This window comes from Moraxella pluranimalium (assembly GCF_002014825.1).
Taxonomy (GTDB): Bacteria; Pseudomonadota; Gammaproteobacteria; order Pseudomonadales; family Moraxellaceae; genus Moraxella; species Moraxella pluranimalium.
This window is the reverse complement of the sequence record NZ_MUYU01000006.1, coordinates 321,287-341,399: the sequence shown is the minus strand read 5'-3', so window position 1 is coordinate 341,399 and position 20,113 is coordinate 321,287. Positions and strand designations below refer to the sequence as shown.

The following is a 20,113-nucleotide window of genomic DNA, read 5'->3' as shown; positions in this document are numbered from 1 at the left end:
AAATAGCGATAAATCACCATGACCCACGCCCAACAAAGCTTTGTCCCTGTCATTATCCTTGCACTATCGGCGTTTGTGTTTAATACCACAGAGTTTATCCCCATTGCGCTACTGACCGACATCGGTGCAAGCTTTGACATGACAGCAAGCCAAACGGGTGTCATGATGACGGTGTATGCATGGATTGTCGCCCTGCTGTCACTGCCGATGATGCTACTGACTGCCACCATTGAGCGTAAAAAATTACTGCTGGCACTCTTTGCACTTTTTGTCATCAGTCACGGCGTATCTTATCTGGCAACAAGCTTCACGATGCTACTCATCAGCCGTACGATGGTGGCACTGACTCATGCGGTATTTTGGTCAATCACGGCAAGCCTAGTGGTACGCCTAGCACCCGATGGCAAGCAAACGCAAGCGCTTGGGCTACTCTCCACAGGCGGTGCATTAGCGACGGTGCTTGGCTTGCCCTTAGGGCGAGTGCTTGGACAGCTGCTTGATTGGCGGACAAGCTTTGGGGTGATTGGCGTGATTGGGCTTGTTATCATGCTACTACTTGCCTATCTGTTGCCACGCCTACCTGCACAGAACTCGGGGAATTTATCCAGCCTGCCTGATATTTTTTTGCACAACAAACCGCTGCTTGGCGTGTATCTGATGATTGTACTTGCGATTACGGCGCATTTTGGGGCGTATAGCTATATTGAGCCATTTGTGCTGACGGCGACGGATTTTGGGGCAGATTTTGCGACGATGGTGCTACTGATTTTTGGGGTGGCAGGCATCGTGGCGAGCATCTTATTTGGGCGATATTATGAAAAACTTGGCAATCGCTTTATTGGATTGGCTTTTGGTGGTATGCTCATTGGCTTGATGGCACTTGCACCGATGAGTGGATTTCAAACCGTCTGGACGGTTTTTGTATTTGTTTGGGGTGTGTCGCTGACTGCGTTGGCACTCTCATTACAAATCCGTGTGCTAAAACTCGCCCCAAAAGCCACCGATGTCGCCATGTCGATATTCTCGGGGATTTTTAATGTTGGTATCGGTGGTGGTGCGATGGTGGGCAGTCTTGTGATTGCAGGGCTTGGCATTGGTATGATTGGTTATGTGGGTGCGCTAATTTTGATGGGTGCGTTTGGGGTGTTTTTATACAGCAAAAAAGCATGACAACCGCCATGCTTTTTCAATTTGGCTAATTCACGTATCAAGACAAGAATAATATTCACCATAAATATAAGCCTCAACACCTCCGTTGGGCGTATCGTAAATAATTTTCAGCCATGCACGACCTCTACTATCAATTGCATCACCAATGATAAATAAGGGTTCACCGTTTTTTAATCTACCAATAACTTGACCATTCGGCGTGCTGCGAACATTTAGCGGAGTTCCAGTTGGGTCATCAACATAGCACTGAGGTCTTGCATGCGATATAGATGGCATTAGCATAGTAGCTGAAGCCAAGGCAATTGACATTACAGTGAAAAACTTTTTCATAATAAACACCAACCAATTAATAACAGCTGACAAATTCACGGAAAACGTAGCCATAATACGTATTGCCATTTTGTCTAAAAGAGATATAAGCCCAAGGACGACCTTTATTATCATAGGCATATTCCATGATATGAACAGGTGTAAAGTTTTTCACCTTGCGAATGATTTTACCATTTGGTGAGGTACGCAAATTCAGTGGCGTTCCAGTTGGGTCAGTTACTTTACAAGTTTGTGCAAACGCAGCATTTGGCACCATCATGACCGCAGCAGTTACCGCAGATGCCAATAATACAGATTTGTTAAGTTTCATATCAATCTCCAATCTATGTAGTTCTGTGATTTTCAATATTGAAAATTTACAGTGCAGATATTCTACACTCAAATTGGGGGGGGGGTCAAATGCAATTTAAAAATATTTTAAAATAGCCAAAAATCAACCACTCAACTTCCCAAAATCCAGCACCACATCCATCGCCTGCATATCATCGATGGCGGCTTGTAGCGAACCATCTTGATCAATGGCAGCGGTCGCATCCATCAGCACGGTGCAATGATAGCCCAGATTGGCAGCATCCATCGCCGTCCACGCCACACAAAAATCTGTGGCAATCCCCACTACATAGACGGTATCAATGCCCCGCTGTTTTAGATAGCCATCCAGCCCCGTCATCGTGCCATCCGCTTCCATAAAGCCAGAATAACTATCCACCTGCCAATGATGACCCTTGCGAATAATCAGCTGTGCGTGCGGAATGTCTAAGTCGGGATGAAAATTGGCATCGTCCGTACCTTGTACGCAGTGGTCAGGCCACAGCACTTGTTCGCCATAGCTTAGCACGATGGTGTCAAATGGCTGTTTATCCGCATGATTGGATGCAAATGAGATATGATTGGCAGGATGATAATCTTGGGTCAGCACCACATGCTCAAACTGCTTGGCAAGCTCATTGATGATAGGCACGACACGCTGTGCCCCCTGTACCGCCAGATTGCCTGTGATAAAGCCATTTTGGACATCGACCACGATGAGCGCTGTGGTTGCTTGATTGATATTTTTCATAATTTTCCAATAATTTATAAACAGTTACCAATAATTCTCAACAGCAATATTGCCCACACCACGACGGTTCATGGTCAGCCCCTTTGCTTTCAATGCTTCTTTGGTGTCATCGACCATCTGCGGATTGCCACAGAGCATCACATGGCTATCAGCATCAAAAGCCAACCCCGCCACCTGTTCAAGCTCACCACGCTCAATCAATGTCGGGATACGAGCTTGCAGACAGCCATCGACCGCTTCACGAGTCACAATCGGGATATAGCGAAAATTCACCGTCTGCTCGCTCATCTCAGAGAATGCTTTGGCAAGTTCATGGATTTTGTCTTGATAAGCCAGTTCTGCACTCGTGCGAGCGCTATACACCAAGATGACATTTTGGTAATTTTCCCAAGTATATAAATCCTGTAGCATCGATAAAAACGGCGCAAGCCCCGTGCCTGTGGACAGTAGCCACAGCGTCTTTGGTGCAGGTTCTTGATAGCGTGATAAGGTCAAAAAGCCAAACGGCGTGGGATTGAGCCACAGCGTATCGCCAACTTGTAGATGCTGTAGCTGTGATGTAAACGCCCCATCAGGCACAACCACCGAGAAAAATTCAAGCACTTCATCATATGGCGATGATGCCACTGAATACGCCCGAAAAATCCGCTCATCGGCTGCGTCTTTGCCTTGATTGGCATGAAGCTCACTGGGATTGACACCCAGTCGTACAAACTGCCCCGCTTCAAAGCGAAAGCCATCAGGACGAGTGGTGGTAAAGCTAAATAAAGTATCCGACCAGACGGTCTTTGAAAGCACGGTGAGTGCGGTGGCTTTGTCGTCGCTCATAAGTTGTCATTCATCATTTAAAAAATACAATATACCAAAGCCATCAAAACAAAACAAGCACCAATGATGGTGCTTGTTTTAAGTCAATGGCAAACGATTAGCGAATCATCGCAAGTCCTGCCAATTGCATCATGCCTTCTGGTAGGACACCAAAGATAAGCACAATTGCGGTGACAATCATCACCATCACGCCACCTGCTTTGACGCCCCAATGTTGGTGCGCATCAAATTCAAGGTTGGTTTTCGGTTTTTGGTACAGATTAACGAGCACTCGCAGATAGTAGTACAGACCGATGGCACTACCAAGGATAATCATGCCTGCCGCCCAAAAACGCATCCCTTGTACTGCCGCAAAGAAGATGGTGAATTTGGTGATAAATCCTGCTGTCAATGGAATACCTGCCAATGACAATAGCATCACCGTCAGCACCGCAGTCAGCACAGGACGACGCCAAAACAGACCTTGATAGAATCGCATCTCGTCAGCTTCACCGCTGATTGATGTATGTCCACGCTCACGATATGGGCTAGACATCAGTGCAATCACACCAAAAGCACCAATCGATGTCAACGCATAGATGCCCATGTACATACTCACCAAGCCTGCGCCACCGCCTTGTACTGCCAACAGTGCAATCAGTGCATAGCCGATATGGGCAATTGATGAATACGCCAGCATACGCTTGAGATTATCTTGACGGATGGCAAGCAAGTTACCAATCAAAATCGACAATGCCACAACCACAACCAATGCTGTATCAAATGCAGGCACGGTCTGCACAAGGCTACCAGCAAAGAAACGCAGTGCCAATGCCATCATTGCAACCTTGCTGACGCTTGCCAAAAATGCCGCAACCGGTGCAGGTGCACCTTCATAGACATCTGACACCCACGCATGAAACGGCGCTGCTGACAGCTTAAAGGCAATCGATGCAAGCATCATCACCGCACCGACGACGAACAAGCTAGAGACTTCTTGGGCAAGTAGCAGTTTTGCCAATTCTTTGAATACCAATGTGCCAGTATCCGCAAAGATCAGCGCCATACCCATCAATAGTGTCGCTGATGCTGCTGCTGATAGCACTAGGTATTTTAGACCCGCTTCAAGCGACCGCGACCGTAAGAAAGTATAAGCAAGCATCCCATACATCGGCACAGACAACAGCTCAAGACTCATAAAGAATGCTGCCAAGTGCTCAGCACCTGTCATCAGCATCGCACCTAATGTTGAAATCAACATCAACAGATACAGTTCATCTTTATTATCTTTGAGCGTCTCAAAATAACCATAAGACAGTGTACAGCACGCCAATGACGCAATCAAAATCACGCCCATATTAAACTTGGCAAAGCCGTCAAACATAAACAGACCACCAAGTGTACCGCCTGATGGTATCAAGCCCATCGCCTGCGCCAATAAAGCAAGCAAGGCAATGTTCAGACCGACGACACTGATGGTCGCCGTCCAAAAGTGTGAGCGCTTCATGGCGATGGCGAACATCACCACCAAAGCAGTCACCGCCACCACAACCATCGGCAGTAATGACGAAACAGATGCGAAAATCATATGATCCATAATTACTCTCCGTGTGTGTGGTTGTGACCGTGATGACCATGATGCCCGTGTTCAGGCTTGGCATCATGACCCACGCCATGCAGATGATCGGCGTGCTCATGCATAAAATCACCCATATGACCATCAATCAAGCGTACGCCATGTTCAGGGCTACCTGCTTTGACATCATAGGTATAAGCTTGTGAAATCCACTGCATCGAGCTTTGTGATTTATCCAGTACAGGCTGTGGATATAGACCTAGCCATACCAAACCAGTTGCCAAAGTCACCAGTAGTAACAATTCACGCTTGCCAAGATCTTTGAGCTTACCGCCGTTTTGTTTAACCAATTCTACAGTGGTATTTTTGCCAAAGAGTGCTTGATAAATCATAATCAGCGAGTACAGACCTGCCAGTACAAGGCTCACTGTGGCAAGCACCGTTGCAATCGGATGCAGCTCAAATGCGCCAAGCAAAATCAAAATCTCACCGATAAAGTTACCCGTACCCGGAATACCGAGTAGTGCTGCACTAAAGAACATCAACAGCGGTGCAAAGTAGCGGAACTGACCCCACATACCACCCATCAAGGTCAAATCACGGGTGTGCAGACGCTCGTACAGCTGACCTGCCATAATGAACAGTGCCGCACTTGATAGACCATGTGCAATCATCTGCACCATCAAGCCTTGTAGCGACACCAAAGTACCGGCATAAATTGCAAGCACCACAAAGCCCATGTGCGAGATACTGGTATAAGCAAGTAGTCGCTTGACATCGCTTTGGGCAAATGCCAAGAACGCCCCATAAAACACGCCAATCATACCAAGCACAATCGCAATCGGTGCAAATTCAGCTGATGCAGTCGGGAACAATGGCAATACAAAACGAAGCAAACCAAATGCCGCTGTCTTAATCAAGATACCTGCCAAGTCCACAGAACCTGCGGTCGGCGCTTGGGCGTGTGCTTCAGGTAGCCAGCCATGCAGTGGGAAAATTGGCAACTTCACTGCAAAACCGATAAAGAAGCACAGCATGATGATGTATTCCCAGCCGCCAAGATTTAGACCCAATAGGTCATGATAATCAAAGCTGAGCACCCCTGTTTGGCTAAAGTGAATGATGACCAGTAGCAAAATACCAATCAGCATAATCAAGCCTGATGCTTGGGTGTAGATGAAGAATTTGGTGGCAGCGTATTCTTTGGTGCGACCGCCTGTGGCGTTATGACCCCACAGTGCAATCAAGAAATAAATTGGCAACAGCATCAATTCCCAAAAGAAGAAGAATAAGAATAAGTCAATTGCCAAAAAGACACCGATAACACCACCCAAGCTCCACAGTAGATTTAGATGGAAAAAACCAACACGGCGCTGAATCTCACCCCACGAACAGCCGACTGCCATGATGCCCAAAAATGCCGTCAAAGCAATCATCAGTAGCGATAGACCATCCATCGCCAAGTGGAATTTGATGCCAAAGGTTGGAATCCACGGTAGGATAAACTGCGCCGCCCAAGGCAGATTGTGTTTATCCACCGCCCCTTCGGTGGCAAGCAAGGTATTCATACCACCTTGTTGCCATAGCACCAAAGTCAAACCAAAGGTAATCACCATACCAATCAGTGCAATCCACCGTGGCAAGCGATCATCCACTTTCTCAATCAGCCAGCAAAGCAAGCCTGCAATAAACGGAATTGCAATCAATGCTGGCAGTATCCAATTTTGTTCTAATGCCATCTTACACCACCATCATCATTGCCAAGATTAGAAGAATGACCAAACCAAAGCCAAAGCTAATCGCATGGGTGCGTAGTAGTCCAGTTTGGGTTTTTGCGGTCAATTTATTACCCACCGACGCAAGCGCAGGGAAAATATTAATCAGCTTATCAACTGGGTCATTGCGTAGTGCTTTGGTGATTGCCAAAAATGGCTTAACAAAGACAATGTCATACAACGCATCAAAGCCCAGCCCATGATAGCACCAGTGATATAGCGCACCACCGATGGCAGTCTTTTTAAAGCACTCAAGCAGACGACCTTTGTTAAACACATACAAAATCACCGCCAGCAGCAAGCCTGCCGCCATAAAGCCAACAGCGATGTATTCAGCTGTATGCTTAGCATCTGCATTACCTGCTTGCTCAAGTAGCGCACCCGGGCCTAGTGGCAGTACGCCTGTCAAAGGTGGTACAAGCAGTGCGCCCACACCCGTTGATAGCACAAGCAGTACAGTCAAAGGCAGCCAGTATGAGATGCCTGATAGCTTATGTGCATGGGTTTTTTCTTCGCCAAAGAAGGTAATCCAAATCAAGCGGAAAGTATAAACCGATGTCAAGAATGCACCGACGACACCTGCCCAGAACAGGGTTTGATAACCGCCTGCATACGCTTCCCAAAGAATCGCTTCTTTTGAGTAGAAACCGACAGTCACCCAAGGTAGCGCAACGAGCGCACCGCCACCGACGACAAAGCAAGCAAAGACTAGTGGAATTTTCTTATAAAGACCACCCATCTTAAAGATGTTTTGTTCGTGATGCACTGACAAAATCACCGCACCTGACGCCAAGAATAATAACGCCTTAAAGAATGCGTGCGTCATCAAGTGGAAAATCGCCGCTTGCCAAGCACCCACACCCAGTGCGATAAACATATAGCCAAGCTGACTCATGGTTGAGTAAGCCAAGATACGCTTGATGTCCGTTTGTGCCAAAGCACAAAAACCTGCAACAAGCATCGAGATCGCACCAACGCCACCTACCCAGTATAGTAGCACTTCAGGCGTTAGGACAAATAGTGGATGCATACGAGCGATCAAATACACGCCAGCCGTCACCATTGTCGCAGCGTGAATCAATGCTGAGACTGGCGTCGGGCCCGCCATCGCATCAGCAAGCCATGTGTGTAGTGGAATCTGTGCTGACTTACCCCAAGCACCACCCACCAGCATCATGGTCGTCAAAATCATCGTAGGATTATTGACACTAAATACTTCAGGTGCTTTGGTGATGATCTCAGAGATGGTCAAGGTGCCAAACTCACGGAACAGTAGGAATAAACCAATCGCCAAAAACACATCGCCCACACGGGTCACGGTGAATGCCTTAATCGCTGCACGGCCATTGGCACGCTCAGAATAATAAAAACCAATCAATAGGTATGAGCAGATACCAACGCCTTCCCAACCCAGGTATAGTAACAGCAGGTTATCGCCCTGCACCAGCAGTAGCATACTGGCGACGAATAGGTTTAGGTAGCTAAAAAAGCGTGCAAAACCATCTTCACCCTTCATATACCATGAAGCAAATAGGTGAATCAAAAAGCCAACGCCCGTAATGATGGCGGTCATGGTCAAAGTCAGACCATCAAACTGCAAGCCAAAAGCTGGGGCAAACTCGCCAACTTTTAGCCAAGTCCATAGCGGTACATTCACCGCTTGTCCATTATAATTTTGGAAATAATCCAGTGATGTCATCAAGGCAAAGATTGCCGATAATGCCATACTACCCACACCAACAATGGTAGCCATTGTTTCAGATAGGCGATCACGCAAGCTTGCTAAGATCAAAAAACCAATCAGTGGGCAAATAAAAGTCCACGCTAGCATACTCATGTCTTACCCCTTTAATCGACTGGCTTGATTCACATCAAGATTGCGGAATCGATGGTAGAACTGAAGCAAAATCGCCAAACCAATCGCCGCTTCTGCTGCTGCCAATGTCAGCACAAAAATAAACATGATTTGACCATCTGGGCTGCCCCACATATTGCCTGCAACCACAAAAGCCAAAGCGGTCGAGTTCATCATAATCTCAAGGCTCATCAGCATAAACAGCACATTACGGCGTGCCATCACACCCACCAAGCCAATGGCAAATAAAATCGCTGCCAAAATCAGTGCGTGCGATGATGGAATACCCAAATTCGCCACTTGTTGCCCTGCTTGTACTGCCACATCGCTGACAGCTGTCTGCAAATTTGTCGCCATCACAGACCCCCTTGGCGTTTGTTATGATCGGTAAAGACAGGACCATCAGGCTGATGGTTTGGTGCATTTGCCCCATCTTCGGTATCTTGGTAATGACTAAAGTTCTCATCATCAAGTGCTTTTTTGCCAAGATGATAAGCTGCAACCAGTGCGCCCAATAGCAAAAATGCCGCCACTTCAACAAGTAGCACATATTGGGTAAATAAGCTTGTGCCGACGGCTTTGGCATCGATGGTTTGGGCATTTAGCATTTGATGAGAATCTGGTGATGATAAAATCAGACCCACAAGCACGGTAGCGATAATCAGCATCAAGCAAACAGGCGTCGCCCAAGCGCTCGATGTCAGCCATGATTTTTCTTCGCTGACATCCGTGCCAAGATTTAGCATCATAATCACAAAGACAAACAGCACCAAAATCGCACCAGCATAGACAATCACTTCAAGCACGCCGGCAAATGGCGCACCCAAAATAAAGAAAATACCTGCCACTGCCAATAATGACACAATCATCGATAAGATGGCGTGCACGGGATTGGCGTGCGTCACCACGCGAAAACTGGCAAAAACTGCCACAGCTGCCAAGGCATAAAAGCCGACCAAATTGGCATTGCTTAAAATGTCGGATAAAATCGTCATCATGGTAATAAACTCCGCACATCAATCGGTGCAGCTTCGTTTTGGTGCGAGCCTTTTGGTTGATTTTCGGTCGCCATGCCAGTCACACGATAGTAGTTATAATCAGGATATTTACCCGGCCCTGAGATGAGCAGATGCTCTTTTTCATAGACTAGGTTTTGGCGGTTGTATTCACCAATTTCAAAATCTGGTGTCAGCTGAATGGCGGTGGTTGGACACGCTTCTTCGCACATCCCACAGAACACACAGCGAGAGAAGTTGATACGGAAAAATTCTGGATACCAACGGCCATCTTCTCGTTCGGCTTTTTGTAGGCTGATACAGCCAACAGGACACGCCACCGCACATAGGTTACACGCCACACAGCGTTCATCACCATCAGGGTCACGGGTCAGGACAATGCGACCACGAAAGCGTGGCGGCACTGGCACAGGTTGCTCTGGGTACAAAATGGTGTCACGGGGACGCAAGGCATGGCTATTGACCATCCACATTGAGCGGACGATACTTGCGATACCAACTGCTGTATTTTTTAGAGTTGTTAGCATAATTTCATCATCCTTATTGTGCCAGTAGAATGACTGCGGCAGTCACCAATAAGTTAATCAAGGTCACCGGCAGGCAGACTTTCCAACCAAAGTTCATCACCTGATCATAGCGGGGACGCATGAGCGAGCCACGAGCTAGGACAAACAAGGTCATAAAGAACAAAGTCTTTAGCATAAACCATACCACAGGTGGGATAAATGGAATATCAATGCCAAACGGTGGCAACCAACCGCCAAAGAACAAGCAAGTCATCAGCGCCGAAATCAGCACCACATTGACATATTCACCGATAAAGAACATACCAAATTTCATGCCCGAATATTCCACATGATAACCTTCGGCAAGCTCTTGTTCGGCTTCTGGTTGGTCAAATGGATGACGGTGCGTCACAGCCACGCCTGCCACCACAAAGGTCAAAAAGCCAAAGAACTGTGGCACGACATTCCATACGGTCGTTTGAGCTTCGACGATGTCACGCAGGTTGAACGAGCCTGCCATCGCCACCACACCCATTAGGGATAGACCCAAGAACACTTCATAGCTGATGGTTTGAGCTGATGAACGCAGACCGCCTAGTAGCGAGAATTTGTTCGCTGATGCCCAGCCACCGAACATCACGGCATACACCGCAAGACCTGCCATCGCAAAGAAGAACAACAGACCGATGTTCCAATCAGCTGCACCTAAAGTTGGACTTAGCGGAATGATAGCAAAGCTTGCCAAAGCGGTGAACATCGCAATCGCTGGCGCTAGTGTGAAGATTTTTTTGTCGGCAAATTCTGGTGTCCAGTCTTCTTTGAAGAAGATTTTTAGCATATCTGCCACAAGTTGTAGCGAGCCTTGCCAACCCACACGGTTTGGGCCATAGCGGTCTTGCCACAGCGCAAGCATACGGCGTTCATAGACAATCATCAAGGCAGCAACAATCACAAGCCCCAAGAAAATTACCAAGGCTTGCGCCACCAAAAACAGCACCGACCAAGCATCAAAGCTCATCATATTTGCCAAAAATGTCGGCATTTCTGGAATAATACGCGTACTCATTACACAGCCTCCACAGATGGTGCGACTTTGATTGGTGTATCACTCACCTTAAACAGCGGATTACGATGATGGCTTGGCAAATGATCCAAACTCACCGCATACGCAGGACGATAAACTGGATCGACCGTATCAGCACGCTTGATGGTGGTTGGGACTTTTGGCGACAGTGGTACTTGACCTGCTGCATAGCCGATGCAGCCATCAGGGATAAATTCGGCAAATTTTACCGGTAGGACAATCTCACCTTGGACGCTTTGAATGGATAGTAAATCCCCTTCACGCACCTGCCAATGATCGGCATCTTCTTGGGTCATGTACCAGCCGATGTCTTGGTTTTGGCTTGCCACCACTGGACTTCTTGATGCCATTGGGCTTGAGCCAAACAAGTTATGCACAGGCACTAAGCGTACCACACCATTGAATACGCTGGTGCTGGCAGGGTCTTGTACCATACTGCGATTTGACGCATATACCACATCCAATCGTGGTAGGCTGTCAAACAGACGCACACCAACATCACCACCTTTGAGCTTGCCACCGACTTTGTCTTGGTATTTGTTCCAAGCTTGTGGGGAGTTCCAGCCTGCCGCCCAAGCAAATGGAATGCTGGCAGGATTGGTTTGGTTGCCGACATAGCCTTCCATTGAGAAAGTCAGTGCCGTATCCACATCTTTTGGCTGCATTGGTTCATGGATAGACAGCGGTGCACGCATCGCAGTACGACCTGAATAACGACGTGGTTCACGAGCGATTTTTAGGCCCGTGATACGATAATCCGCTTCAGGGGCGGCATCTTTGATACCTGCAAGCTGTGGATAATCAGCTGCAATATCTGCAATCACTTCATCTAGGTGTGCTGCTGATGCCACTTGTCCTGCATCATGTGCCAATGCATAGAGCCAACGCCATGCATCTTTGATGTCGCTTGTTGGGTCGTAGTATTTTTTGTCATAAGCTTGGAAGAAACGCTGTGCACGACCTTCTGCGGACACGAGCGTACCATCACTTTCTGCAAAGCTTGATGCCGATAGCACCAAATTCGCCTTGTCATGCCATGCATAGTACTGATGATCGATGACAATCACAGTTTTGCCATCAATCTTATCCAGCACATTGATACTACTTAGCTGGCTTAGGTCATTTTCTAGCACCACTACCGCATCAAAATCTTTTGCCAAGACTTCTTCGATCGACTGACCACCAAGTAAGCTTAAGCCTGCACTGTTTGCTGATGGTAGGCACAGATAGATACCTGCCATCGCCACAAACTTAGCATCAAGTGCTTTTGGCTTGGGTGTACGCACAAGCTGAGCTTGTACATCTTTATCCGTCCCTGTGCCGTCATGTTCAGGCTTGGCGACAAGCTGTGGATCATGTTCAGGCACAGTTTGTGCAGCATCCTCGAGCGCTTGATAAGCAGCAAGTTCTGCATCATTGACAGACTTAATCGCACGGCGTTTATTGCTAAGCGCTTGAGCGATATAGCCTGCCGCTTCGATGACTTGGGCTGATGCCAATGATGTGCCTGATACCACAAGCGGTTGGTTAGCAGTAACCAAATCGACAGCGATTTGATATGCCAAATCCAGCATATCTGCATCGGCATTTAGCGCAGGTTTGCTTAGGTTCTCAAGGTGCGTATCAAAGCTTTCAATCACTTCACCGACCAAATAGCCAAGACGGGCAATCTCTTCGATACTTGCCACTGCTGACACTTTGGCAATGTCATCAAGCTTGGTATCGACCACATCCACCACATAAATCGGGCTATAAGCCGACTGACCGATACGCTTGACAGGTTCAGCCAGCCAATGATCGGTGCGTAGTGCGGTTGCCATTTTTTTGGCTTCGTTTTTGGCGGCTTGGCGGACTGACAGTGCCACACGAGCAGCGGTCTGCGTGATGTCTTCGCCTAGCACGAACACCGCATCGGCTTGTTCGATTTGGGCAAGCGAGACATTATACACGCTGTCATTACGCAGGATTTCAACAGACTTTTCTACCAAAGCTTTGGTTGCCATGGATTGACCCGTACTGTAATTGTCCGCACCGACCAGTTTTTTGAGCGCATAGTTATTTTCTAGGCTAGTCGCATCAGTGCCGATACCGATGGTTTTTTTGCCTTTTAATAATTCGATGGCACTATCAAGGGCTTGGTTGGCATCCATCAGTTGTTTACCTGATGCGCCATTGGCATATGGGCGTACAGGACGGTCGGCACGATTGACATAACCATAACCAAAACGACCACGGTCGCATAGGAAATAGCCATTGACATCATGATTGTAGCGGTTTTCGATACGGCGGATTTCGCCATAACGCTCGCCTGCTGAGATATTACAGCCACTTGAACAGCCATGACAGACGCTCGGTGCGTATTGCATATCCCATTTGCGGTTGTAGCGGTCTGAGTGGGTTGCGTCGGTGAATACACCTGTTGGGCAGACTTCGGTTAGGTTGCCACTAAATTCGCTCTCAAACTGACCATCTGCTTCTCGACCGAAATACACACGGTTATTTGACGCATAAACGCCCATATCTTCGCCACCGGCATAGTCTTTATAAAAACGCACACAGCGGTAGCAAGCGATACAGCGGTTCATCTCATGATTGATGAACGGGCCCAAATCTTGGTTGTGGTGCGTACGCTTGGTGAAGCGATAGCGTCTTTGGCGATGACCTGACATATAAGTCATGTCCTGTAGATGGCAATGACCACCCTCTTCACAAGTCGGGCAATCATGCGGATGGTTGGTCATGATATACTCAACGATACGCTTACGAAACCCTTTGGCTTCTTCGTCATCAACCGAGATATACATATCATTGGTCGGAGCCACCATGCAGCTCATCACAAGTCTGCCACGACCCGCTTCATAATCTTCGGCGTTGTTGTACTGTTTGACCGCACACTGACGGCATGAACCCACCGAACCCAATGCCGGATGATAACAAAAATACGGGATATCGATACCAAGCGACAAACAGGCTTGTAATAAGTTATCGGCACTATCAACTTCGACAGTTTTACCATCAATATGAATGACTGCCATCACACACCCCCTTGTTGTGCTGATTGCTCGGCTGTATCGTCGGCAGATGAATTGATTTTATTGTCAAATTCATGGCGGAAATATTTCAAAGCACTCATCAAAGGCTCCATCGCCCCAGGTGCGTGTGCACAAAATGTCTTACCAATCCATAAATCACGGGTTAATTCAGACAGTTTTTCGATGTCTTCAGGCTTACCTTGTCCATTGTCAATCGCATCAAGCATCTTGACCCCCCAAGGCAGGCCATCACGGCATGGCGTACACCAACCACAGCTTTCTCTTTGGAAAAATTGCTGTAGGTTCTTGGACAGGCTCACCATATCTTGAGTTTCATCGACGACCATCATTAGGCAAGTACCCAAACGACTACCTGCTTTCATGATCGGATCAAAGTCCATCACCAAATCCAGATGCTCATCGCTTGCGGTCAAAAAGTCGGTACTTGCACCACCTGGTAGCCAAGCTTTTAGTTTAAGTCCGTCCTGCATACCACCAGCCAGCTCAATCAGCTCACGAGCGGTATAGCCAAATGGCACTTCCCACAGACCTGCATCCTTGACACGACCTGAGCAGCCCATGATTTTGGTACCAGGCGTTTCTGACTTGCCTTTTTTCTTTGGCAAATCTAGATACCACTCAACGCCATTTAGCATAATGGCTGACATATTGTTCAATGTCTCAACATTGTTCACCACAGTCGGGCGACCCCATGCGCCTGAGACTTGTGGGAATGGTGGCTTGGTGCGTGGATTGGCACGGCGACCTTCTAGGCAGTTAATCAGTGCCGTCTCTTCACCGCAGATATAGCGACCTGCACCAGTATGTACGTGCAGATCAAAGTTGAACGTCGTACCCAAGATGCCATCACCCATCAGCCCTGCTTCGTGCAGCTCTTTGATGGCAGCTTCTAGACGCTCGGCAGCCAGAATGTATTCACCACGAATAAAGATATAACCGACACTTGCACCGATGGCATAAGCAGTAATCAGCATCCCTTCAATCAACTGGAATGGCAGACGCTCCATCAATAGGCGGTCTTTGAAAGTACCTGGCTCCATCTCATCGGCATTACAAATTAGGTAACGTACGCCCCCATCCGGTGGTGTCATAAAGGTCCATTTTAGACCTGCGTTAAAGCCTGCACCCCCACGACCACGCACATTGGCGGTCTTAATCATCTCACCGACTTCTTTTGGGGTTTTTGATAAAGCGATTTTTAGCCCTTCAAAGCCTTTGAGTGCCAAATAATCAGCAAGCTTTAGTACAGCATCTTGGTGAAACAGTCGCCAAGTCAAAGGATGGGTAAGGCTTGTTGGCGCTTCGCCTTCTGCCAAGCCAACACCATAAATCGGTACACGCTGATTATTGAGCTGGCTTGGTGCTAGTCCATTTTGGCGAGCTTGTATTTGTTCTGCTACGGTTTTCATGCGTATTGCTCCAGCAACATCGATACTTCACTTGGCAGCACAGGACCATAAGTATCTTCATCGATTAGCACGCTTGGGCCTTTGTCACAGTTACCCAAACAGCAAATTGGCAATAGTGTAAAGCGACCATCCGCTGTCGTCTGACCAAATTCAATGCCAAGCTCACGCTTGAATGCGTCTGCCAAAGCTTCATAACCTGTCAAATAACACGCAATCGAATCACAAATCAAAATCACATGGCGACCCACAGGACTGCGATAAATGCGGTTAAAAAATGTCGCCACACCTTCCACATCCGTGGTGGCAATGTCTAGCATATTGGCAATGGCAGCGACTTGGGCATCATCCACCCAGCCGTTTCGCTTTTGAACCAATTTTAGGGCATCAAGCACCGCAGCACGAGCTTGTGGGTAGTGATGAATGTATTCATCAATGCCTGCAATCTCTTCACTGGTCAAAATGGATGCCACATCCACTTTGGGGGTTTTATCAGTTACAATTTTCATAGAAACCCTTATTGTTATTATCAATCAATCTATCGTCCACAGTCATTCATGTCAATTGCTTGAAACTACTGATATTAGACATTATGAACAATAATGATACTTCATTCATGCCAATTCTTTTAAAGAGTTAGGCAATTTACCAAATTAACTATTTGCCACCATCTCCAAGAATTCGGCTTCAGTCAATTTGGGTGTGTCATTAGCAAGTTCGTAATAACACGCTTTTTTATCAATAAAAATTTGTGAAGTCAGTTTAAAATTCACATCATCAAACAACCCTGCTGACAAATAATAATTGTCCGTGCCCAGCTGATGAAAATACAAATGTGTACCACAGATTTTACAAAAATTGCGAGTACCCCAATCTGATGACTGATAAGTACCAATTTCTTGGGCGTTATCGGTGGTTATACCTTGTGCTTGCACGGTAAATCCTGCCGAACCGCCCCATTTACGGCAGTGATTGCAATGACAAGCATGAAGTTCATCATTGCTTGCCACTTCTATAGCTACCGCCTGACACAAACATTGACCTTTCATTCTCAGCTCCTTAGCGATCACAGTCAGCCATGACGATGTCAATACTTGCCAAATAAATAATCGCATCTGATACCAATGAGCCATTAATTACGCTTGGCATCTGCTGCAAGTGTGCAAAAGTCGGTGTACGGATACGCGTACGATAGCTCATGGTTGAGTTATCCGATGTCACATAGTAGCTGTTTAGACCCTTGACACCTTCGACCATCGCACAGCTTTCGCCCGCTGGCATCACAGGACCCCATGACACAGAGACGAAGTGGTTAATCAAGGTTTCGATATCTTGGAGCGTGCGGTCTTTTGGTGGTGGTACAGCCAATGGATGCTCAGCTTTATAAGCGCCGCTTGGCATATTGTTTAGACATTGCTCAATGATGCGTAGCGATTGGCGAATTTCTTCGATTTTTACCAAGCATCTGTCATAGGCATCACCATTGTAGAATACAGGCACTTCAAAGTCGAAGTTCTCATAGCCCATATACGGACGCGCCTTACGCAAATCAAAATCAATACCCGTCGCACGCAGACCGGCACCGGTCACACCCCATGCCAAAGCTTGCTTGGCATCATATTGGGCGACCGCTTGGGTACGGCCTTTTAGCACGGTGTTGGTCATGGTGGCTTTGACATATTCATCGATACGCTTTGGCATCCAATCAAGAAAATCTCGCACCAGTTTTTGCCAGCCATTTGGCAAATCGTGCGCCGTACCACCGATACGGAACCATGCAGGGTGCATACGGTAGCCTGTCACCGCTTCGATGACATCATAGGCTTTTTGACGGTCGGCAAACATATAAAATACCGGTGTCATACCGCCTGCGTCTTGGATGAATGTACCCCAATATAGTAGGTTATTGGTGATACGGAAAAATTCGCTCATCATCACACGGATGGTCTGCGCACGCTCAGGCACGGTGATGCCTGCCAATTTTTCGACCGCCATGATGTACGGTAGCTCATTCATCACACCGCCTAGATAGTCGATACGGTCGGTATAAGGAATAAACGAATGCCAAGTCTGACGCTCTGCCATCTTCTCTGCACCACGATGATGATAGCCGATGTCAGGGATACAATCCACAATCTCTTCACCATCCAGCTGTAGCACCAGACGGAACGCACCGTGCGCTGATGGATGGTTTGGGCCGATGTTTAGGAACATAAAATCTTCGTCACGGCCACTGCGCTTCATACCCCACTCTTCAGGGACAAAGCGTAGATTTTCTTGTTCAAACTGCTGTTTGGCAGTGTTTAGGAAATATGGGGTAAATTCGGTCGCACGCGCGTGGTATTCTTTACGCAGTGGATGACCTTCCCAATATTTTGGTAGTAGGATACGAGTCAGATGCGGATGGCCATCAAAGATGATGCCAAACATATCATAGGCTTCACGCTCATACCAGTTGGCATTTGGATAAATCTTGGTAGCGCTTGGCGTGCTTTGACCTTCTTTTAGGGCGACCTTGACACGGATGTCGCTGTTACGCTCAAGGCTCATCAGATGATAAAACACCGTAAAATCACTTGGCGGCAGACCATGACGATGCGTACGCAGACGCTCATCAATGGCAGATAAGTCCACCAGCATCACATACGGCTTTGGCAAGGTGCGCAGGGTCATCAGCACATCAAGCACATGCTCAGTACTTACCCAAATCGTCGGGATACCATCGGCAGTTTCTTGGATGGTGTACCGACCTTGATGCTTGGCATTTAGTTCATCAAAAACCGCATGCTTTGATAATGCGTTGTCAATGATGCTCATTGTTATTTTCCTTATATCGCCATATTCATCGATATGGACAAAAGCTAAAACTTGAAATTAAATAATCGAATTACCAAGCATCATCTTGGCTACGCAAATTGACCGTCGCAATACGGTCGGCATTTTTGCGGTCACGCTCTGGTGTCATCACAGGCTGGATAATGCCCTGCTCATCTAGGTGAATGCCAAGCGGACGGCGTTCGTGCGTGATGGAATTTTGTAGGAGTATCAGCGCTTGGATGACCGCTTCTGGGCGTGGCGGACAACCCGGGATATAGACATCGACAGGTAGGATTTTGTCCACACCTTGTACGACAGAATAGATGTCATACATACCGCCTGAGTTGGCACACGCACCCATTGAGATGACCCATTTTGGCTCAAGCATCTGCTCGTATAGACGCAGGATAACCGGCGCCATCTTGACAAAACAAGTCCCTGCTACAATCATCACATCCGCCTGACGGGGAGATGCACGAATAACTTCAGCACCAAAGCGTGATAAGTCATGCACACCTGTCAAGGTCGTAGCATACTCAACATAGCAGCAGCTAGTACCGAAGTTAAACGGCCAAAGTGAGTTTTTGCGACCCCAGTTGGCAGCAGCATGGGTTAGGTCTGATAATTTTGCCATAAAGACATTCTTATCAATTTCTGCTTGGGTGATGTCGTCAATCAACTCTCGTGATTGTTTTGGGTATTGTTCTGCCGATTGATTGGCACGGGTTAGTGTGTATTTCATAGCGGTACACTTTATTTGGTCTGTATAGAATAGACGAATTGCTGGATAAAATCTGGCTTAAGCGTTTTGCATTCCTTTGCAGTGCGATGTGTGCAATTTGCATAAGGCAAAAAACGCCACAGCCAAAGCCGTAACGTTTTTGTGGTTTAGTCATCCTGACGAAAATCGTGCGTGGTGACGCGTCCTGTCGTGTTGATATGGTCAATATTTGCCATATGTGAACGGTTTTTTTCGATATCGTTAGAGACATTGATGCGACCTGATGACTGCGCAGGCACTTTGCCCGTTGGGTCAGTGTGTAGCTCATCGATGCCGTTGAATGCTGTAATGGCAGCCAAATCAAAGTTTTCAGGCTTGGATAGGATGCGTGGTTTTTTGCGACGCTTATCAGCCGGTGCCCAGTTCATCGCACCCAGTCGCATCTCATAGACCAGACCGACGAATAAGATGGCAATAAAAATCGCAGCCGCCGTAAAGCCAAGCCAATTGACTTCACGCACACTGACTGCGTAAGCGTACAAAAATAATGCTTCTAAATCGAAAATAACAAAGAAAATCGCAACCAAATAGAACTTGGCAGACAGTCGAATGCGTGCCGAACCTGCTGACACAACACCCGCTTCGAAGGTTTCTTGTTTTTGAGAACCTGATGAACGACCACCCAATAATCGTGGTACTACCAACATAAATACCACAAGCCCTGCGGCGGCTAGCAAAAATGCAATCGCTGACCAATTGGCTAACATAATCACCTCTGTGTGATTTATAAGTCTTAAAACCTAACCATTATACCACAATTTACAATCATGTATCATTTTGGCAATGAATTTGTACAAAAAATATATTTCGCTCATTTATGGTATATATAGCTCAAACTGATAATTCGTGACATTTGCCCAATTTATACAACTAAATC

The 20,113-nt window shown here is 47.2% G+C and carries 19 protein-coding genes; 1 reads left to right on the top strand and 18 read right to left on the bottom strand.

Annotation, left to right across the window (positions count from 1 at the left end; all coding sequences use genetic code 11):
- Positions 1-18: 18 nt before the first annotated feature.
- A complete protein-coding gene (locus tag B0680_RS02775) occupies positions 19-1,170 on the top strand; it encodes a sugar transporter (protein WP_078253515.1) in 1,152 nt (383 codons plus the stop codon).
- A 30-nt stretch (positions 1,171-1,200) separates the two neighbouring features.
- On the opposite strand, the gene B0680_RS02770 is transcribed toward B0680_RS02775, so the two are convergent.
- The 18 genes from B0680_RS02770 to ndhC form a co-directional block, all read right to left on the bottom strand.
- Positions 1,201-1,500 carry an SH3 domain-containing protein gene (locus B0680_RS02770; protein ID WP_211271248.1) on the bottom strand — a complete coding sequence of 100 codons (300 nt, stop codon included), beginning with the start codon at positions 1,498-1,500 and terminating at the stop codon, positions 1,201-1,203.
- Positions 1,501-1,516: 16 nt separating this feature from the next.
- Positions 1,517-1,810 carry an SH3 domain-containing protein gene (locus B0680_RS02765; RefSeq protein WP_078253513.1) on the bottom strand — a complete coding sequence of 98 codons (294 nt, stop codon included), beginning with the start codon at positions 1,808-1,810 and terminating at the stop codon, positions 1,517-1,519.
- A 123-nt stretch (positions 1,811-1,933) separates the two neighbouring features.
- Complete coding sequence (locus B0680_RS02760) at positions 1,934-2,560, bottom strand: nicotinamidase (protein ID WP_078253512.1); 627 nt, start codon at positions 2,558-2,560, stop codon at positions 1,934-1,936.
- 24 nt (positions 2,561-2,584) lie between these two features.
- Positions 2,585-3,388 (bottom strand): ferredoxin--NADP reductase, encoded by an 804-nt coding sequence (locus B0680_RS02755; RefSeq protein WP_078253511.1) that lies wholly within the window; start codon positions 3,386-3,388, stop codon positions 2,585-2,587.
- 97 nt (positions 3,389-3,485) lie between these two features.
- Complete coding sequence (locus tag B0680_RS02750; protein WP_078253510.1) at positions 3,486-4,964, bottom strand: NADH-quinone oxidoreductase subunit N; 1,479 nt, start codon at positions 4,962-4,964, stop codon at positions 3,486-3,488.
- A 2-nt stretch (positions 4,965-4,966) separates the two neighbouring features.
- On the bottom strand, positions 4,967-6,682 hold the full coding sequence (gene nuoM, locus B0680_RS02745) for an NADH-quinone oxidoreductase subunit M (RefSeq protein WP_078253509.1): 1,716 nt from the start codon (positions 6,680-6,682) through the stop codon (positions 4,967-4,969).
- Between the two features lies 1 nt (position 6,683).
- On the bottom strand, positions 6,684-8,555 hold the full coding sequence (gene nuoL, locus B0680_RS02740) for an NADH-quinone oxidoreductase subunit L (RefSeq protein ID WP_078253508.1): 1,872 nt from the start codon (positions 8,553-8,555) through the stop codon (positions 6,684-6,686).
- Positions 8,556-8,558: 3 nt separating this feature from the next.
- Entirely contained in the window at positions 8,559-8,930 is a 372-nt protein-coding gene (nuoK, locus tag B0680_RS02735; RefSeq protein WP_143821329.1) for an NADH-quinone oxidoreductase subunit NuoK, read from the bottom strand.
- Complete coding sequence (gene nuoJ, locus B0680_RS02730) at positions 8,930-9,571, bottom strand: NADH-quinone oxidoreductase subunit J (RefSeq protein ID WP_078253507.1); 642 nt, start codon at positions 9,569-9,571, stop codon at positions 8,930-8,932. Before nuoJ ends, nuoK begins: the two co-directional genes overlap by 1 nt.
- Positions 9,568-10,116, bottom strand: coding sequence for an NADH-quinone oxidoreductase subunit NuoI (gene nuoI, locus B0680_RS02725; protein ID WP_078253506.1), 549 nt, complete (start codon positions 10,114-10,116; stop codon positions 9,568-9,570). Before nuoI ends, nuoJ begins: the two co-directional genes overlap by 4 nt.
- Before the next feature lie 13 nt (positions 10,117-10,129).
- Positions 10,130-11,137 (bottom strand): NADH-quinone oxidoreductase subunit NuoH, encoded by a 1,008-nt coding sequence (gene nuoH, locus B0680_RS02720; RefSeq protein ID WP_407661994.1) that lies wholly within the window; start codon positions 11,135-11,137, stop codon positions 10,130-10,132.
- A 23-nt stretch (positions 11,138-11,160) separates the two neighbouring features.
- Positions 11,161-14,214: an NADH-quinone oxidoreductase subunit NuoG gene (gene nuoG / locus B0680_RS02715; RefSeq protein ID WP_078253504.1), complete on the bottom strand. Its 3,054-nt coding sequence runs from the start codon at positions 14,212-14,214 to the stop codon at positions 11,161-11,163.
- Positions 14,214-15,641: a complex I 51 kDa subunit family protein gene (locus B0680_RS02710; protein WP_078253503.1), complete on the bottom strand. Its 1,428-nt coding sequence runs from the start codon at positions 15,639-15,641 to the stop codon at positions 14,214-14,216. Before B0680_RS02710 ends, nuoG begins: the two co-directional genes overlap by 1 nt.
- Positions 15,638-16,147, bottom strand: coding sequence for an NADH-quinone oxidoreductase subunit NuoE (nuoE, locus tag B0680_RS02705; RefSeq protein ID WP_078253502.1), 510 nt, complete (start codon positions 16,145-16,147; stop codon positions 15,638-15,640). Before nuoE ends, B0680_RS02710 begins: the two co-directional genes overlap by 4 nt.
- Before the next feature lie 144 nt (positions 16,148-16,291).
- Positions 16,292-16,687 (bottom strand): GFA family protein, encoded by a 396-nt coding sequence (locus tag B0680_RS02700; RefSeq protein WP_078253501.1) that lies wholly within the window; start codon positions 16,685-16,687, stop codon positions 16,292-16,294.
- A 10-nt stretch (positions 16,688-16,697) separates the two neighbouring features.
- Complete coding sequence (nuoC, locus tag B0680_RS02695) at positions 16,698-18,455, bottom strand: NADH-quinone oxidoreductase subunit C/D (protein WP_078253500.1); 1,758 nt, start codon at positions 18,453-18,455, stop codon at positions 16,698-16,700.
- A gap of 70 nt (positions 18,456-18,525) precedes the next feature.
- On the bottom strand, positions 18,526-19,197 hold the full coding sequence (locus tag B0680_RS02690; RefSeq protein ID WP_078253499.1) for a NuoB/complex I 20 kDa subunit family protein: 672 nt from the start codon (positions 19,195-19,197) through the stop codon (positions 18,526-18,528).
- A gap of 146 nt (positions 19,198-19,343) precedes the next feature.
- Positions 19,344-19,943, bottom strand: a complete 600-nt coding sequence (ndhC, locus tag B0680_RS02685; RefSeq protein ID WP_078253498.1) for an NADH-quinone oxidoreductase subunit A — start codon at positions 19,941-19,943, stop codon at positions 19,344-19,346.
- Positions 19,944-20,113 lie beyond the last annotated feature (170 nt).

Coding starts and splice junctions, on each gene's coding strand:
- B0680_RS02775 (WP_078253515.1), top strand. CDS start 19: ATGACCCACGCCCAACAAAGCTTTGTCCCTGTCATTATCCTTGCACTA.
- B0680_RS02770 (WP_211271248.1), bottom strand. CDS start 1,500: ATGAAAAAGTTTTTCACTGTAATGTCAATTGCCTTGGCTTCAGCTACT.
- B0680_RS02765 (WP_078253513.1), bottom strand. CDS start 1,810: ATGAAACTTAACAAATCTGTATTATTGGCATCTGCGGTAACTGCTGCG.
- B0680_RS02760 (WP_078253512.1), bottom strand. CDS start 2,560: ATGAAAAATATCAATCAAGCAACCACAGCGCTCATCGTGGTCGATGTC.
- B0680_RS02755 (WP_078253511.1), bottom strand. CDS start 3,388: ATGAGCGACGACAAAGCCACCGCACTCACCGTGCTTTCAAAGACCGTC.
- B0680_RS02750 (WP_078253510.1), bottom strand. CDS start 4,964: ATGGATCATATGATTTTCGCATCTGTTTCGTCATTACTGCCGATGGTT.
- nuoM (WP_078253509.1), bottom strand. CDS start 6,682: ATGGCATTAGAACAAAATTGGATACTGCCAGCATTGATTGCAATTCCG.
- nuoL (WP_078253508.1), bottom strand. CDS start 8,555: ATGAGTATGCTAGCGTGGACTTTTATTTGCCCACTGATTGGTTTTTTG.
- nuoK (WP_143821329.1), bottom strand. CDS start 8,930: ATGGCGACAAATTTGCAGACAGCTGTCAGCGATGTGGCAGTACAAGCA.
- nuoJ (WP_078253507.1), bottom strand. CDS start 9,571: ATGATGACGATTTTATCCGACATTTTAAGCAATGCCAATTTGGTCGGC.
- nuoI (WP_078253506.1), bottom strand. CDS start 10,116: ATGCTAACAACTCTAAAAAATACAGCAGTTGGTATCGCAAGTATCGTC.
- nuoH (WP_407661994.1), bottom strand. CDS start 11,137: ATGCCGACATTTTTGGCAAATATGATGAGCTTTGATGCTTGGTCGGTG.
- nuoG (WP_078253504.1), bottom strand. CDS start 14,214: ATGGCAGTCATTCATATTGATGGTAAAACTGTCGAAGTTGATAGTGCC.
- B0680_RS02710 (WP_078253503.1), bottom strand. CDS start 15,641: ATGAAAACCGTAGCAGAACAAATACAAGCTCGCCAAAATGGACTAGCA.
- nuoE (WP_078253502.1), bottom strand. CDS start 16,147: ATGAAAATTGTAACTGATAAAACCCCCAAAGTGGATGTGGCATCCATT.
- B0680_RS02700 (WP_078253501.1), bottom strand. CDS start 16,687: ATGAAAGGTCAATGTTTGTGTCAGGCGGTAGCTATAGAAGTGGCAAGC.
- nuoC (WP_078253500.1), bottom strand. CDS start 18,455: ATGAGCATCATTGACAACGCATTATCAAAGCATGCGGTTTTTGATGAA.
- B0680_RS02690 (WP_078253499.1), bottom strand. CDS start 19,197: ATGAAATACACACTAACCCGTGCCAATCAATCGGCAGAACAATACCCA.
- ndhC (WP_078253498.1), bottom strand. CDS start 19,943: ATGTTAGCCAATTGGTCAGCGATTGCATTTTTGCTAGCCGCCGCAGGG.